We start from the raw sequence: 15,515 nt of genomic DNA on the forward strand, positions 1-15,515 counted from the left end.
TGCCCGGGCCTGCCGAACCGTCCATGTGCCGCACGGGCCTCATCCGTACCCGGAAGGACGCGTCCGGGCGCCCGTCCGTTGCTTTCGGGACGCTAGCACGCAGCATTTTGTCCGCGCTGCCCAATCGACGGACGGCCCTGTCCCTGCCCCCGCGTGCGCGGGGGCAGGGGCCGGACCTGTCAGGTGATGCGGGTGAGCTTGTCGCCGAAGGACGGCTCGGCCAACGCGTCGCCCAGCGTGACCGCGACCTCCACCTGGCTCGCACCTTCTCCGACGGTCATCGTGCCGACCCTCGTGCCCGCCGCTGCCACGTTCGGAATCACCTTGCCGTCGTCGGTCAGTTCGAGCTTGACCGTGAGGCCGGGCCAGCCGACCGCCTTCACGTCCTCGGCCACGACCACCTCGGTGGTGTGGCCGAAGCCGTCGTCGACGACGCCGACGACCTGTCCCTTCTTCACGACGGTCCGGGTCTCCAGCAGATCCTGCGTGGCGACCACGGCCTCCTTGCTCACCGCGTTGACCGTGTCGATGATCGGCGGCTTGTGCTGGCCGAGAATCGCGCCGACGATGAGCTGGTCGGTGTCTCCGACCTTCTTGTGCGCCGCGAAGAGCAGGTTGCCGCCGGCCTTGGTGGTGGAGCCCGTCTTGATGCCGAGCGCGCCGTCGTACGGAACGAGGGTGTTGTAGTTCCGGTGGTCGTGCCCCGACGGGTCCGTCCAGGACGGCAGCTTGGTGATGTCCATCAGCGCCGGGATCTCGACCAGCTTCTCACCCAGCTTCACCTGGTCCTCGGCGGAGCTCACCGTGGTCGCGTTCAGCCCGGACGGGTCGGTGTAGGTGGTCTTCGTCATGCCGAGTTCCTTGGCGGTGTCGTTCATCTTCTTGACGAACGCCTCCTCGGAACCCGCGTCCCAGCGGGCGAGCAGCCTGGCGATGTTGTTCGCCGAAGGGATCATGATGGCCGAGAGTGCCTCCCGCTCCGTGAGCGTGTCACCGGCCTTGATCGTGTTGAGGGTCGACTCGCCGACCGAGTCCAGCTTGCCTTCCGCCTCCGCCTTGGCGTCGACCTTGACGGCCGGCCCGTCCTCGCCCTGCTTCAGCGGGTGCCCCTTGAGCACGACGTACGCGGTCATCGCCTTGGCCACGCTGCCGATCGGCACCGCCTCCTGCTCACCGAACGAGTCGACCGTGCCGAGACCTGTGGCCGCCATGAAGCCCTGGCCCTCGTCCGGCCACGGCAGGGAGGGCTTGCTTCCCTCGAAGTCGTACGTCTGCTTCGCCGTCAGTTCGAGGACCGGCTCGGGAAGCGAGCGCGAAGCCTGTGCGATCGCAAAGATGACCAGGAGGAGGAGTACCAGCGGCGTCCAGATCTTGACCCGCCGGACCGCGGTGCGGACCGGGGTCTCCGGGGGCGGCGGGGTGTTCGTCAGCTCGGCGAGCAGGTCGAGCGGCGGCCGGGGCGGCATGGGCTGCTGCCTGGTCCGCTCGGCCTCGGCGAAACCGGCCCCGGGGCTCGCGGGCGTACCGGGCCCTGCCGCGACGTCCGGGGTGACCGTGGGACCGACCACGGCCGCGGGGCGGACGTCGTCCGAGCGCAGCGGCACGAACGTGCTGGTCCGCTCGGCGGGAGTCTCGGTGGCTCCGGAGGCTCCGGCCGCCCATGAGGCGGGCTTCCGCCCCTCCTCCTTCGTCTCCTCCTTCGCCTTCGCCTTCGGCGGGAGCTTCAGCGCGGTCGTCGGCTGGTCGACCCGTTCGGCACGCGGAGCCTTGAAGACGGCGGTCGGATGATCGATTCCTCGCCCGTCGGACGCGGGGCCCGCATCCTCTGCCGGGGAAGCCTCCTCGCGGGTCTTCGGGACGCGGGGAGCGTCGTCGTCGGAGGCGCTGACGGCCGGTGCGTCGTCCTCGGCGCCGGCGGTCTCGTCGGTACCGCGACCGGCCGGGGTCTTGGCGTCGCCGCCGGCCGGGGGCGCGTCGTCGTCGTCGACCGCCGGGTCGTCGTCGGCCGACACCCCGTCGGCGTCGTCCGACGTCCTGCCGTCGGTGCTCTTCGCCTTCTCGTCGGCGACAGCCGGGCCGTCACCGACGTCGCCGGACGCGTCGCCGTCACCGTCGGACGGCTTGCCCACGCCTTCGGTCGCACCGCTCTGACCTGCGGCTTCGTCGTCGGGATCGGTCTCCACCCATGCCGCGACGACGGCGCGCAGCCGGGCGTCGGCCGGGGGCGCCTCGGCGTCCGAGCCGGAGCCGGACTCGGAGCCAGGCTCGGGCTTCGACCCGGACTTCGCATCAGACTTCGGCTCGGGGCCGGAATCGGAGTCAGCAGCGCCTCGGGGCCGCTCGTCGGGCTCGGCATCCGTATCCGCGCCGGCCTCGGCAGCGGAATCCGTACCGGCCTCGGCGTCCGTGGTGCCGGCCTTGTCCGCAGCCGCGCCGGGCCCGGGCGTGCCCGTCCCGGGTGCCGTGGTGCCCGCCCCGGGTGCCGTCGTGCCCGCGCCGGGCGCCGTGACGCCCTTCCCGGTCACGCCCTCCGCCTCCTCGGCCCCCTCAGAGGGCTTGGAGGCCCTCTGAGCGCCCTCTGCGCCCTCCGAGGCGCCGGAGGCGCCCTCGGGTGCGTCGGCCGCCGTGGAGGGCGGCACACGGAAGACCGCGGTCTCGCTGTCCGTCCCGCCGTCCGTCGCGGTGCCCGACACGCTCGTATTCGTGCCCGCCGCAGCGGACGATTCACGGAACACGGCGAGACGCGGATCGCGTTCCTCAGCCGTCCCCGACGACTTCCGCTGCTCCGATTTGCCGGGGGACTCGCCCGCCACCGATACCTCCTTGTTGCGCCGCGGGGACATGCCCGCACTGCCCGAACCATCTACCAGTGTCCTGTGTGAACCCTTGACCGAGCCGCTAGACGAGAACGACATACCTAACGGTTCCCTCACAAAGCACCCAGGCACCCTCGACAGACCATTGTGAGAGGGGTCACCCTGTCACTCATCCACGCGGGGAGGCATGGATGGGCAGGAGCCGCAGAACAATTCCGGAGGAGCTTCTGCTGCTCGCTCTGGACCCGACCACGGGTACCACAGCGCAGCCGCAGTCGCTCGACCTCGGCCTGGCCGGGGCACAGCTAGTGGAGCTGGCTCTGGCAGGACGGATAGCCCCTGACGGGGATCGTATCGCCGTGGTGATGCCACGGCCGACAGGAGATCCGACTCTGGACTCCGCACTGGAACTGCTGCGCCGTCGTGGCAGTCCGGTTCGGGCTGTCCACTGGATCGGCGGGCCCCGATTGGGACTTCGCCAGATCTATCTCGCTCATCTGGAGCGGTGCGGCATGGTTCATGCCGTGGCGGGCCAGATGTGCGGGGTGCTGCCGACGACTCGCTACCAGGCGACGGACACGGCGATCAGCCGGGACATCAGAACCCGGCTGGACAGTGCGATCCGCACCGGCGTACCGCCGGACCCGCGGACCGCGGCGCTCGCCGCACTGGCCCACGCGGTCGGACTCGGCAAGCACCTGTACCCCGGGAACGAGGGGCGCTCGTCGCGCTCCCGGCTCCGGGACCTGATCAGACACGACCCGATGGGCGGTCTCGTGGCGCATGCCGTGATGGACGTCCAGAACGGTGTGGCCGTCCAGCCACGCCGTAACCAGCAGACGGCGAGCGTGCCGTTGCAGCCGCAAGCGCAGACGCCTCGCGGCAGCATGGCGCACACCTCCGTCCACTGACAGCACGACCGCGCGGACACTTGCGCGGAGCACCGAATACCGCCGCACCGACGTCCCCATGACCCGGTTCGGGAGCCGCACCAGGCGCGGGGCAGCCGGATCCACCGGCTGCCCCGCGCTCTTGCGTGCCGTCATTGCGTGTAGTCATTTCCCAGCGCGCCCGGGCGCTCGGGTGGCAATCTGCTGAACAGCAGATACGCACAGCTACAAAAGCTGTATAGCCGGAGGTGCCGTTTCCGTGCCGACCAACGTCAATCCCACCGTCAGGCGACGCCGGTTGGGTCAGGAATTGCGCCGCCTCCGCGAGATCAAGGGCATGACGGCCGAGGAGGTGGCGGAGCGGCTGCTGGTCTCGCAGTCGAAGATCAGCCGCCTGGAGAACGGCCGCCGCTCCATCAGCCAGCGCGACGTACGCGATCTCTGCGGGGTGTACGAGGTCGAGGACCACCGCATCGTCGACTCGCTGATGCAGATGGCCAAGGACTCCCGCCAGCAGGGCTGGTGGCACGCCTTCGGCGACATCCCGTACAGCGTGTACATCGGGCTGGAAACCGATGCCGAATCCCTCCGGGTGTACGAACCCCAGGTCGTCCCCGGACTGCTGCAGACCCGGAGTTACGCGGAGGCTCTGATCAACGGCGCACTGCCCGAGACGCCGCCGTCCGACATCGAGAAGCGGGTGAACGTCCGGGCCCGCCGCCAGGACCGTGTCAACGCCCCCGAGCACCCCCTGCGTCTGTGGGCCGTCATCGACGAGTCCGCGCTGCGCCGGCTCGTCGGTGGCAAGCAGGTCATGCTCGAACAGCTCGAGCACCTCATCGAGCAGTCCCAGCTGCCCCATGTCACCGTGCAGGTGCTGCCCTTCGACATGGGTGCGCACCCCGGGATCAACGGCCAGTACGCCATTCTGGAATTCCCCGACGCAGCGGACTCCAGCGTCGTGTACATCGAAGGGGTCACCAGCGACCTCTACCTGGAGAAGGCGAACGACGTGCAGCGCTACAGCGTCATGTACGAGCATCTGCGGGCCCAGGCGTTGAACGTGGACCAGACCCGCCAGTTCATCGGTGACATCGCCAAGGGCTACACCCGCTGAAAAATCAGGCTATGTGAGGTGGGGGCGGCAAGATACACCGCCACCACCTCACGGCGGAAGACCCGCATGGAATAAGCCATCCGGTCGAGTGAACGGCCTCACCACCAAGCGATGTTGGCGAGTAGCGTCGATCACGCCAACAGGAACGAATTTGGTGCCACTCACATCAACTCTCTGAACCGGAGTGAACATGGCTATTCTTCAGGGTGCTACGGAAAACTGGACGAAGTCGTCGTACTCCGGCGGCAACGGGGCGTGCGTCGAAGTGAAGTCGCCCGTCACGCAGGCCATCGCCGTGCGTGACTCGAAGGCTCCCGAAGGCCCCTCGCTCTCCTTCGTGTCCGGAGCGTGGAACACCTTCGTGCGCGACGTCGCGTCGGGTTCGGTCAACGCCTGACCGGTACGCCGACTCGCACGCGCCGCACCACGTCCGGTCATCGCGCACGACCGCCAGGAGCCCTCTCGTCCGGTCCGCCGTCCTGGCCGAGGGGGCTCGGCCCGCCACCGGACCCGGCGCGGCCGATCGACGTACCGCACACCTCACGACCTCAGCAGTCAGCACCGACAGCGCGCTCGGCGCCATCAGTGCGTACGCATCACGTCGTGCAGCTTTCCCCCTTTTCCGGCCGCACGGGACCCGCATCCCGTGCGGTCGTTCTGCGTTCTCGGGCCTGCCTGCCTTGCACCGTTCGCTGCACAGCCTGACGAAGTGCCCGCTCATCGTGTGGCCGTGGTCACGTTCACGACAACGCCCCGCAGGGTCAAGAACATGTAAAATCGTTCGCCTTACTGATCTGCGTTCACATCCCTGACCGAGAAAACCTTGACCGTGAACCCGGACAGGCGGTTCAATCCCCGAAGCCCCCGTTCCCGCACGGGGCACCGCTGAACGGCCGTACCGACGAAGTGCGTTCCCGTTCACAAGGCGGACCCCTGGAGGGGGCACATGAACAGTCTCGACTGGGCCGTGCTCATCGGATACTTCGGTGTGATGGTCGCGATCGGACTCTGGTCGCACAAGCGCGTGGACAACGTGAGCGACTTCTTCACGGCCGGCGGCAAGATGCCGTGGTGGCTTTCGGGCATCTCGCACCACATGTCCGGTTACAGCGCGGTGATGTTCACCGGCTACGCCGGAATCGCGTATCAGTACGGCGTCACGTCCTTCGTGACCTGGTCGCTGCCGATCGCGATCGGCATCGGCATCGGCGCGAAGCTCTTCGCGCCACGGCTCAACCGGCTGCGCTCGCGACTGCACGTCGCCTCGCCGCTGGAGTATCTGAAGGACCGCTACAACGTCCCGACCCAGCAGGCCCTGGCCTGGTCCGGTCTGCTGCTGAAGATCGTGGACGTCGGCGCCAAGTGGGCGGCCATCGCCACGCTGCTCTCCGTCTTCACCGGTATCACCCTCACCCAGGGCATCTTCATCACCGGCATCATCACGGCCGTCTACTGCACGGTCGGCGGGCTGTGGGCCGACGCGCTCACCGAGCTCGGGCAGTTCATCATCCAGCTCTTCGCCGGTGTGGCCATGCTGGTGATCGTCATGAGCAAGCTCGGCGGCTTCAGCTCGCTGTGGACGGTCTGGGACAAGCTGCCGGAGGGCCACACGGAGCCGACGGCCGGCCCCTACACGGTGACCTTCCTCCTGGCGTACCTCTTCATCAAGACCTTCGAGTACAACGGCGGCATGTGGAACCAGGCCCAGCGCTACATGGCCACGGACTCCGCACGCTCCGCGACCCGTTCGGCCCGGCTGTCCGCCGTCCTCTGGCTGGTCTGGCCGGTCGTGCTCTTCTTCCCGATGTGGGTGGCCCCGCTGCTCGTCGAGGCCAAGAAGCCGGACGCCTCGGACAGTTACGCCCTGATGACCGAGCAGCTGCTGCCGCACGGGCTGCTGGGTCTGGTCGTCGTCGGTTTCTTCTCGCACACGATGGCCATGTGCTCCTCCGACGCCAACGCCATCTCGGCGGTCTTCACCCGCGACATCGCGCCGGTCTTCTCCAAGGCTGCCCGCACCTGGAGCAACCGCAGCGGACTCATGGCCGCGCGGCTGTCCACGCTCGCGTTCCTCGGCCTGTCCATGGCGCTGGCGACCCAGATCAACTCGCCGACGTTCAAGGACATCATCTCGGTCGTCATCAAGTGGGTGGCCGGGCTGATGGGCCCGATCGCCATCCCGTTCATGCTGGGCCTGCTGCGCAGGTTCCGCCGGTCCGGCCCGACGGCGGCGCTCGCCAGCTGGGCGGCGGGGCTCCTCGCCTTCTTCTTCACCAACTACAACCTCGACGGTTCGGTGAAGACGGACGTCGCCCTGCAGTACCAGGTGGCCCTGCCGCTGGCGATCTCCCTCGTGCTCTACATCGTCATCGGGTTCATCAAGCCCGAGGACACCCCGGAGCGCGACGCGCTCATCGAGAAGATCAACACGGACGACGGGGGCCCCGACGGCGGAGCCGCGGCGGCAGCCGTGCCCGCGCAGAAGCGCGGGCCGGAATCCACGGGAGTTCCGGAGGGCGTGAAGGACTGACCGCCCGCACACGGGGCGTACGGACGGCGGGCGGGCGCGGCGGCGCCCGCCCGCTTCCCTGTCCCGCTCAGCGCCCCTCAGTCCCGCGGATAGCGGGCCAGCCAGCCGGGGGCGGCCGCGCTCGGACTGTGCAGGGTCGGCCCCTGGGTCATCTCCATCGCGAAGTCGTCGGAGAGTTCCAGGAGCGTCGAGCGTCCCTCCAGTTCCGCCACCCAGGCCGGCGGCAGCGCCGTCTCGCCGTGCAGCGCCCCGAGAAGGGCCCCGCAGACGGCCCCTGTGGCCGCCGACGGCCCGGAGTGGTTCACGGCGAGCCGCAGCCCGTGGCGCACGTCCTCGCCGACCAGCGCGCAGTACAGCCCCACGGCGAGGACCTCCTCCGCGGAGTCGGTGTCACCGAGCGCCTCGATGAGGGCGGGCCCGGGGATCCCCTGCCGTACGGAGCCGAGGGCCTGCCGGAGCGCCTCGGTGACCTGCTCGTTGCCCGGACGTTCGGCAAGCAGGGCGAGCGCGTGCTGGACCGAGCCGTCCAGGGTCTCGCCGCGGGCCAGCCCGTGCACCAGGAGGGCGAGAGCTCCGGCCGCGAGCTGGGCGGTGGCATGGCCGTGGGTGTGGGCGGCGCACTCGACGGCCAGCTGGAGGACGAGCTGGGGCTCCCAGCCGACGAGCAGCCCGAAGGGCGCGGAGCGGGTGAGCGCGGCGGAGTCCCGCGCCGCAGGGTTCTTGGGCACGGCGAGCGTTCCCATCGTGGCGTCACCGAAGCCGGCCAGGCACTCCCGGGTGGGAGCGCGGCGGGTGTACAGCCACTCCTCCCTTGCCAGCCAGCCGTTGTCCTTACGGCGCTCGTCGGGCCCCCAGGCACTCTGGGTGGCCGCCCAGCGCAGATGGGCACGGTGTACGTCGGTGGGCGGATGCCAGGCGCCGGTGTCCCGGCGGACCTGGGCCCGGATGAGTCCGTCGACGGTGAAGAGCGTGAGCTGGGTGACGGCGGTGACGGCGCCCCGTCCGCCCTGTACGGGAATGAAGTCGGCCACCCCGTCGACGCCGTGGGCGGCGCGTATCGCCTCCAGGGTGAGCCCCGAGACACCCGCCCCGAGAGCGTCCCCGATGGCTCCGCCGAGCAGGGATCCCCGTACCCGGCCGCGGAAGTCCTGCTGCTGGGCACGGCCCCAGACAGCTGTGGTCCCTGTGCTCACCGTGCCCCTTCCGTCCGGCCCACCGTCTGCGACTGCGCAAGCACTGTAATCGAACGGGAAGAGCCGTCTCAGGGCCGGAACAGTATGTACGGACTGGTACGCGAGAGCACTTGTGCGCGGCATTCCTCATGGTTTCCGGCCCCTCTTTCCGGCCACGTCCCACGGACGTTCCGGAACCGCCCGGTGCCCCCGCGGCCGGGAGGGCCGCCCCGGCCACGGGAGGCGAGGTCAGCCGAACATGCCGGGCCGGTAGTCACCCGCCGGCTGCTGGACGATCACGTTCAGCCGGTTGTACGCGTTGATGACGGCGATCAGGGCCACGAGGGCGACGAGCTGGTCCTCGTCGAAGTGCTCGGCGGCCTTCCCCCACACCTCGTCCGGTACTCCGCCCGCCGCGTCGGCGATGCGGGTGCCCTGCTCGGTCAGCTCCAGGGCGGCGCGCTCGGCGTCGGTGAAGACGGTGGCCTCGCGCCACACGGCGATCAGGTGGAGACGGAGCGCCGTCTCACCCGCCTCCGTGGCGTCCTTGGTGTGCATGTCGGTGCAGAAGCCGCACCCGTTGATCTGGCTGGCCCGGATCTTGACCAGTTCCTGCGTCGCGGCGGGCAGGCCCGAGTCGGTGACCACCTTCCCGGCCGAGTTGATGTGCCTCAGGAAGGTGGCGGCGGCCTTGTTGCCGAAGAGGTTGAGACGAGCGTTCATCGTGCACTCCCATGCCGTTGCTGTGGTGCGGTCAGCGGTTACACCCCTTCGACGGAACGGGCCGGTCGGGATGTGACACGGGTGCGTGTGATCCAGGTCTCCCGGCCGGTCGTTCGTGACCCACAGGTCCACTGAAGGCGTGACGCCATGTGACGCCACCACCCCGCAGGACGCTCGGCAGGCGCCCCGGCCCTTCACCCGTCGGTGTCCAGGGCCGGATAGTCCGTGTAGCCCGTCGCCCCGCCCACGTACATCAGGTACGCGTCCCGGACCTGGTTCACCGGGGCGCCCGTGCGCATGCGGCGGACCAGGTCGGGGTTGGCCAGGAAGGGCCGGCCGAGCGCGATCACGTCGGCTCCGGCGGCCAGCAGCCGCTCGCCGTGGGCGAGACCGCCGTCGTCCGGGATGCCGTCCTTCGGCAGCACGGGGTTGGCGATCAGCGTGCCCGGCCAGTCCTTCCTGATCCGCTGGAAGACGGGGTCCTCCGGGTCGGCGTACCCGACGTGCAGATAGGCGGGACCACGGTCGGCCAGCGCGGCGAGGAGCGCCGGGTAGATCTCCTCCGTGTCACCCTCCTCGATGCCGTTGACCGTGTTGCCCGGCGAGACGCGCAGGCCGACCCGCTCGGGACCGATCTCCGCCGCCACGGCCTCGACCACCTCCACGACGAAGCGGATGCGGTGGGTCACGGGCCCGCCGTAGGCGTCGGTCCGCCGGTTGGTCCCCTGGGCCAGGAACTGGTGGAGGAGGTGGCCGTTGGCGCTGTGCACCTCGACTCCCTCGAAGCCCGCCTCGATCGCGTTGCGGGCCGCGGAGGCGAAGTCCGCCACGGTGCCGCTGATGTCCTCCACGGTCATCTCGCGGGGCACGACCGAGGGCACGCGCCCGGCCGGGGTGTGGATCGTCTCGGGCAGTGCGATCGGCGAGGGGGCGACCGGCGTCAGTCCGCTGGTGTCGGGATGGCCGGCGCGCCCGCCGTGCTGGATCTGGAGGAACATCCGCCCGCCCTCCGCACGGACCGCGTCGGTGACCCGGCGCCACCCGGCGACGTGGGCCGGGCTGTGGATCGCGGTGATGTTCGGGTACGTCTGCCCCACGGCGTTCGGCGTGGACGCCTCGGCGATGATCAGCCCCGCCGAGGCGCGCTGGGCGTAGTAGGTGGCCATGAGCGGGGTCGGGACGCCGTCGGCGGTGGCACGGTTCCGGGTCAGCGGTGCCATCACGAGGCGGTGGGGAAGGGTGAGGGGACCGAGCGCGACGGCCTCGAAGAGCTTCGGGGAGGAAGCGGGTGCGTTCGTCATGCCGGAACGATAAGAATTGACACTGATGTCAGGTTCAAGTCCGGAGGCGAGGAATTCCATGCGGATCGGCGAGCTTGCCCGGCGTACGGGCGTGAGCGAGCGCTCCCTGCGCTACTACGAGACCCAGGAACTGCTGACGGCCGACCGTACCCCCGGCGGCCACCGCGACTACCCGGAGGGCGCGGTCGACCGTGTGATCCGCATCCAGGAGTTCTACGCCGCCGGGCTGTGCAGCTCGAAGATCGCCGAGCTGCTGCCCTGCGTACGGGACGCGGACGGCGGCCCCTCGGAGATCGCCACCCCGCGTCTGGTCAGCGACCTGTCCTTGGAGCGCGACCGCATCGACCGGAAGATCGACGAGCTGCGCCGCTCCCGGGAGGTACTGGACGACGTGATCTCCACGGCGGCGGGCGGGACCGCGAGCGGCAGCTGAACCGGGCACCTCGCGAGTCGGGTGAAGAATCACGACACAAGGTGTCCGGTTTCACGTCGAACATGGTGTCACCGGTCGTCACCGATGACATACGTGGGTGGACCGGAGCGCACAGGCAGACAGACACCTCGAGGGGATTCATGTCCGACACATCGAAACCGGCACTCCACGGAAAGATCGCACTGGTCGCAGGCGCCACCCGGGGCGCCGGGCGCGGCATCGCGGTCCAGCTCGGCGCGGCGGGTGCGACCGTCTACGTCACCGGCCGCACGACCCGGGAACGGCGCTCGGAGTACGACAGGCCCGAGACGATCGAGGAGACCGCGGAGCTCGTCACCGCGGCGGGCGGAACCGGCATCGCGGTGCCGACCGACCACCTGGTGCCCGAGCAGGTCCGCGCGCTGACCGAGCGCATCGACGCCGAGCAGGGGCGGCTCGACGTGCTCGTCAACGACGTCTGGGGCGGCGAGCGGCTCTTCGCGTTCGACAAACCGGTCTGGGAGCACGACCTCGACGACGGACTGCGGATGCTCCGGCTGGGCGTGGAGACGCACGCGATCACCAGCCACTTCGCGCTGCCCCTGCTGGTGCGGCGGCCGGGCGGGCTCGTGGTCGAGATGACCGACGGGACGTCCGCGTACAACGGAGTGAACTATCGCAACTCCTACTTCTACGACCTGGTCAAGAACAGCGTGCTGCGCATGGCGTTCGTCCTCGCGCACGAGCTGGAGCCGCACGGCGGGACGGCGGTGGCGCTCACCCCGGGCTGGCTCCGCTCGGAGATGATGCTCGACTCCTTCGGCGTGACCGAGGAGAACTGGCGCGACGCGCTGGCCGAGGTGCCGCACTTCTGCATCTCGGAAAGCCCCTCGTACGTCGGACGCGCGGTCGCCGCCCTGGCCGGTGACGCCGACCTCGCACGCCGGAACGGCCGGTCGCTGTCCAGCGGGCAGCTCGCCCGGGAGTACGGCTTCACCGACCTCGACGGCTCCCGCCCCGACTGCTGGCGTTACCTGGTCGAGGTCGACGACGCCGGCAAGCCGGCCGACGCGACGGGGTACCGGTGACGGACCGCGTACGCCGGCCGGCGGGGCCTCAGCCCTCCAGCACCGGCAGCAGTTCCGGCAGGTGGCCGTCCGATGCCGCCGCGGCCGTGACGCGTTCCTCCGGGACCTCGCCGTACAGCGTCGTACGCGGCTTCGCCGGCCGGCCCGCGAGGTCGGCGATGGCGACGAGGTCCCGGATCGAGCGGTACGAGCCGTAACCGGAGCCCGCCATACGGGAGATGGTCTCCTCCATGAGGGTCCCGCCGAGGTCGTTGGCACCCGAGCGCAGCATCTCCGCCGCGCCCTCCGCGCCGAGCTTCACCCAGCTGGTCTGGATGTTGGTGATGTGCGGGTGGAGCAGGAGGCGGGCCATCGCGGTGACGGCCCGGTTGTCACGGTCGGTGGGGCCCGGGCGGGCGATGCCCGCCAGGTAGACCGGGGCGTTGGTGTGGATGAAGGGCAGGGTGACGAACTCGCTGAAGCCGCCGGTCTCCTGCTGGAGGCGGGCCAGCGTCCTGAAGTGGCCGAGCCAGTGCCGGGGCTGGTCGACATGGCCGTACATCATCGTGGACGAGGAGCGCAGGCCCGTCTCGTGCGCCGTCCTGATGACCTCCAGCCAGTCGGCCGTCGGCAGCTTGCCCTTGGTGAGGATCCAGCGGACCTCGTCGTCCAGGATCTCCGCGGCGGTGCCGGGGATCGAGTCGAGCCCGGCGTCCTTGGCGGCGGCCAGCCAGTCGCGGATGGACATGCCGGTGCGGGTCGCGCCGTTGACGACCTCCATCGGTGAGAAGGCGTGGACGTGCATGCCGGGGACGCGTTCCTTCACCGCCCGCGCGATGTCGAAGTACGCGGTGCCGGGCAGGTCCGGGTGGATGCCGCCCTGCATGCAGACCTCGACCGCGCCGACGTCCCAGGCCTGGGCCGCGCGGTCGGCGACCTGGTCCAGGGAGAGGGTGTAGGCGTCGGCGTCCGTACGCCTCTGGGCGAAGGCGCAGAAACGGCAGCCGGTGTAGCAGACGTTGGTGAAGTTGATGTTCCTGGTGACGATGTAGGTGACGTCGTCACCGACCACGTCACGGCGCAGGGTGTCCGCGATCCGGCAGAGCTCGTCCAGCGCCGGTCCGTCCGCGTGGAGCAGGGCGAGGGCCTGGTCGTCGGTGAGCTTCGTGGGGTCGTCGGCGGCCTGGCTCAGGGCCTGGCGTACGTCGGTGTCGATGCGGGACGGCACCATGCCGGGGGCGGCGGCCTCGCGCAGCGCCTCCCAGTCGCCGTACACCGCGTCGAAGTCGTCGCGCCGGTCGGCCGTGCGGCCCTCGGTGTCGATGGTGCGGTGCAGGTCGGTGCGGCCCGAGGCGTTGAAGCCCTCGTCGGGCTCCTGCCAGGGCAGTCCGGCCGGGATCGCGCCCTCCTTGGCCAGGCCCGTCTCCGGGTCGGCGAGCGCCCGCACGTGCGGGAGGAGGCGGGGGTCGAGCCAGGGCTCGCCGCGCTGGATGAACTCCGGGTAGATGGTGAGGCGTTCGCGCAGCTGGAAGCCGGACTCCGCGGTACGGGCCGCGAGCTCGTCGATGTGCGGCCAGGGACGCTCGGGGTTCACATGGTCCGGGGTGAGGGGCGAGACGCCGCCCCAGTCGTCGATGCCCGCGCCGATCAGCAGGGCGTATTCGGCGTCGACGAGATTCGGCGGGGCCTGGATGCGCGCCGAGGGGCCGAGGATGTGGCGGGCGACCGCGATCGCGGCGGCCAGCTCCTCCAGTTCGGCGTCCGGCATCCCGCGCATCGCGGTGTCCGGCTTGGCGCGGAAGTTCTGGACGATGACTTCCTGGATGCCGTGATAGGCGCGGGCCGTCCTGCGCAGCTCGAAGAGGGAGTCGGCACGCTCCTCGTACGACTCGCCGATGCCGATCAGAATGCCTGTGGTGAACGGCACGTTGGACCGGCCCGCGTCCTCCAGCACCCGCAGCCGGACGGCCGGCTCCTTGTCCGGGGACCCGTAGTGCGGGCCGCCCTTCTCCGACCACAGCCGGGTCGCCGTCGTCTCCAGCATCATGCCCATGGACGGGGCGACGGGCTTCAGCCTCTGGAGGTCCGTCCACGTCATCACGCCGGGGTTCAGGTGCGGCAGCAGCCCCGTCTCCTCCAGCACCCGGATCGCCATGGCGCGTACGTACGCCAGGGTGTCGTCGTACCCCTCGGCCTCCAGCCACTCCCGGGCCTCCGGCCAGCGGTCCTCGGGACGGTCGCCGAGCGTGAACAGGGCTTCCTTGCAGCCCATTTCGGCGCCCTCGCGTGCGATGTCGAGGATCTCGTCCGGCGACAGGAACATCCCGTGGCCCGCACGCTTGAGCTTGCCGGGCACGGTGACGAAGGTGCAGTAGTGGCAGGTGTCACGGCAGAGCCGGGTCAGCGGGATGAAGACCTTGCGGGAGTACGTGATCACTCCCGGTCGGCCCGCGGCGTCGAGGCCCGCGTCCCGGACCCGCGCCGCGGACGCGGTGAGGTCGGTCAGGTCCTCCCCCCGCGCCTGGAGCAGGACGGCGGCCTCGGCCACGTCGAGGGCGACACCGTCGCGGGCCCGCCGGAGGGCGCGCCGCATGGCGTTGGTCGTGGGGCGCTGAGGATCGGTCATGATTTGAGCATACGAGCGCGTCGATCCTCACGACCTGGGGCAGGTCGTTACGGACCAGGGCCTCTTCCCGGCGTAACCGCCCTCCACACACTGGCGCCTTGGCCGTTATGTCCCGCTTGCCCCGTAACCTCGGGGAGGTGATGGAAACGATCGTCTTCGACATCGGAGAAACCCTCGTCCGCGACGACCGGCACTGGTCCTCGTGGGCCAACTGGCTCGGGGTCCCGCCGCACACGGTCAGCGCACTGGTCGGCGCCGCCGTCGTACAGGGCCGCGACTGCGCCGACGCCCTGCGCGTCCTGCGCCCCGACATGGACGTCAGCGAGGCGTACCACGCCCGTGCGGCGGCCGGGCGCGGCGAGCACCTGGACGAGACGGACCTCTACCCCGACGTGCGCCCCGCCCTGGCCGAACTGCGCGCGCTCGGACTGCGGGTCGTCGTCGCGGGCGACCGGACGGCCCGGGCCGGAGAGCTGCTGCGGGCCCTGGACCTGCCGGCCGATCTGGTCGTCACCTCGGAGGAGTGGGGCGTCGCCAAGCCGGACCGGGAGTTCTTCACCCGTGTGCTGGAGGTGTCGGGCGCGTCGCCGGAGGCCACTCTGTACGTGGGCGACCATCCCGCCGACGACCTGTTCCCGGCGAAGTCCTCGGGGCTGCGGGCGGCCCACATCCGCCGTGGACCGTACGGTCATTGGTGGGCCGACCACCCGGACGTCGTGGAGACGGCGGACTGGCGCATCAGCGCCCTGACCGAACTTCCGGCGCTGCTGGGCGGGCGGCGGAAGGTGCTCACCGGCCCTCCGGAACAGCCCGCCCCTCCCGAGCGGTCTCCCGCCGCGTGCGAGCAGCCAGGGACCTGAA

The 15,515-nt window shown here is 70.3% G+C and carries 12 protein-coding genes; 7 read left to right on the forward strand and 5 right to left on the reverse strand.

Going from position 1 to position 15,515, the window contains the following annotated elements; genetic code table 11:
• Positions 1–179: 179 nt before the first annotated feature.
• Positions 180–2,843 carry a D-alanyl-D-alanine carboxypeptidase gene (locus ACFYQ5_RS25720; RefSeq protein ID WP_389200793.1) on the reverse strand — a complete coding sequence of 888 codons (2,664 nt, stop codon included), beginning with the start codon at positions 2,841–2,843 and terminating at the stop codon, positions 180–182.
• A 164-nt stretch (positions 2,844–3,007) separates the two neighbouring features.
• On the opposite strand from ACFYQ5_RS25720, the gene ACFYQ5_RS25725 reads away from it, so the two are divergent.
• From ACFYQ5_RS25725 to ACFYQ5_RS25740, 4 genes are all read left to right on the forward strand, one after another.
• A complete protein-coding gene (locus ACFYQ5_RS25725; RefSeq protein WP_389200794.1) occupies positions 3,008–3,727 on the forward strand; it encodes a GPP34 family phosphoprotein in 720 nt (239 codons plus the stop codon).
• Between the two features lie 238 nt (positions 3,728–3,965).
• Positions 3,966–4,823 (forward strand): helix-turn-helix domain-containing protein, encoded by an 858-nt coding sequence (locus ACFYQ5_RS25730; protein ID WP_389200796.1) that lies wholly within the window; start codon positions 3,966–3,968, stop codon positions 4,821–4,823.
• A 190-nt stretch (positions 4,824–5,013) separates the two neighbouring features.
• Positions 5,014–5,220, forward strand: a complete 207-nt coding sequence (locus tag ACFYQ5_RS25735; RefSeq protein WP_389200798.1) for a DUF397 domain-containing protein — start codon at positions 5,014–5,016, stop codon at positions 5,218–5,220.
• A 549-nt stretch (positions 5,221–5,769) separates the two neighbouring features.
• A complete protein-coding gene (locus tag ACFYQ5_RS25740) occupies positions 5,770–7,353 on the forward strand; it encodes a sodium:solute symporter family protein (RefSeq protein ID WP_389200799.1) in 1,584 nt (527 codons plus the stop codon).
• A gap of 77 nt (positions 7,354–7,430) precedes the next feature.
• Here the strand turns inward: ACFYQ5_RS25740 and ACFYQ5_RS25745 are convergent, their stop codons facing one another.
• From ACFYQ5_RS25745 to ACFYQ5_RS25755, 3 genes are all read right to left on the reverse strand, one after another.
• Positions 7,431–8,546 carry an ADP-ribosylglycohydrolase family protein gene (locus ACFYQ5_RS25745; RefSeq protein WP_389200801.1) on the reverse strand — a complete coding sequence of 372 codons (1,116 nt, stop codon included), beginning with the start codon at positions 8,544–8,546 and terminating at the stop codon, positions 7,431–7,433.
• A 228-nt stretch (positions 8,547–8,774) separates the two neighbouring features.
• Positions 8,775–9,248 carry a carboxymuconolactone decarboxylase family protein gene (locus tag ACFYQ5_RS25750; RefSeq protein ID WP_389200803.1) on the reverse strand — a complete coding sequence of 158 codons (474 nt, stop codon included), beginning with the start codon at positions 9,246–9,248 and terminating at the stop codon, positions 8,775–8,777.
• Between the two features lie 194 nt (positions 9,249–9,442).
• Positions 9,443–10,549 (reverse strand): alkene reductase, encoded by a 1,107-nt coding sequence (locus tag ACFYQ5_RS25755; protein WP_389200805.1) that lies wholly within the window; start codon positions 10,547–10,549, stop codon positions 9,443–9,445.
• A gap of 58 nt (positions 10,550–10,607) precedes the next feature.
• Here ACFYQ5_RS25755 and ACFYQ5_RS25760 point away from each other — a divergent pair, with 58 nt between their 5' ends.
• Positions 10,608–10,982: a MerR family transcriptional regulator gene (locus ACFYQ5_RS25760; protein WP_389200807.1), complete on the forward strand. Its 375-nt coding sequence runs from the start codon at positions 10,608–10,610 to the stop codon at positions 10,980–10,982.
• A gap of 140 nt (positions 10,983–11,122) precedes the next feature.
• Positions 11,123–12,049, forward strand: coding sequence for an SDR family oxidoreductase (locus tag ACFYQ5_RS25765; RefSeq protein ID WP_389200809.1), 927 nt, complete (start codon positions 11,123–11,125; stop codon positions 12,047–12,049).
• A gap of 28 nt (positions 12,050–12,077) precedes the next feature.
• Here ACFYQ5_RS25765 and ACFYQ5_RS25770 read toward each other — a convergent pair whose 3' ends face one another.
• A complete protein-coding gene (locus ACFYQ5_RS25770; protein ID WP_389200811.1) occupies positions 12,078–14,654 on the reverse strand; it encodes a bifunctional FO biosynthesis protein CofGH in 2,577 nt (858 codons plus the stop codon).
• A gap of 140 nt (positions 14,655–14,794) precedes the next feature.
• Between ACFYQ5_RS25770 and ACFYQ5_RS25775 the strand changes: the two genes are divergently transcribed.
• Positions 14,795–15,514, forward strand: a complete 720-nt coding sequence (locus tag ACFYQ5_RS25775) for an HAD family hydrolase (protein ID WP_389200959.1) — start codon at positions 14,795–14,797, stop codon at positions 15,512–15,514.
• Position 15,515 lies beyond the last annotated feature (1 nt).

The sequence above is a fragment of the Streptomyces sp. NPDC005794 genome (genome assembly GCF_042871445.1).
Taxonomy (GTDB): domain Bacteria; phylum Actinomycetota; class Actinomycetes; order Streptomycetales; family Streptomycetaceae; genus Streptomyces.